Genomic DNA, 594 nt, shown 5'->3' on the forward strand with positions numbered 1-594 from the left:
GAATTGTAGCCGTCGATGTCGCCGCCGAAGACCAGGCCGCCCTTGTCCGACTGGCTGACATAGAAGTGGCCGGCGCCGAAGGTCATGACATTGGGCAGCAGCGGCTTGATCGCTTCCGAGACGAAGGCCTGCAGCACATGGCTTTCGATCGGCAGGCGCAGGCCCGCCATCGCCGCGACGCGCGATGTGGAGCCGGCGACCGCCATGCCGACCTTGCCGGCGCCGATGCGTCCGCGCGAGGTCTCGACGCCGGTCACCTTGCCGTTGGCATCGCGCGTGAAGCCGGTGACCTCGCAGTTCTGGATGATGTCGACGCCGAGTTCGCTGGCCGCATGCGCGTAGCCCCACACGACGGCGTCGTGCCGGGCCGTGCCGCCGCGCCGCTGCAGCAGCCCGCCCTGCACGGGAAAGCGCGCATTGTCGAAGTTCAGGAACGGCATCATCTTCTTGACCGCCGCGAGGTCGAGCAGTTCGGCGTCGATGCCGTTGATGCGCATGGTGTTGCCGCGCCGCGCATAGGCATCGCGCTGGGCGTCGGAGTGGTAGAGGTTGATGACGCCGCGCTGGCTGACCATTGCGTTGTAGTTGAGGTCC

1 protein-coding gene is annotated in these 594 nt (G+C 67.2%); it reads right to left on the reverse strand.

Annotation, left to right across the window (positions count from 1 at the left end; all coding sequences use genetic code 11):
• Window positions 1-594 (reverse strand): FAD-dependent oxidoreductase (locus tag EN781_RS33730; protein WP_127400790.1); only part of this gene is annotated, 594 nt, incomplete at both ends.

It is taken from the genome of Mesorhizobium sp. M4A.F.Ca.ET.090.04.2.1, assembly GCF_003999085.1.
Taxonomy (GTDB): Bacteria; Pseudomonadota; Alphaproteobacteria; order Rhizobiales; family Rhizobiaceae; genus Mesorhizobium.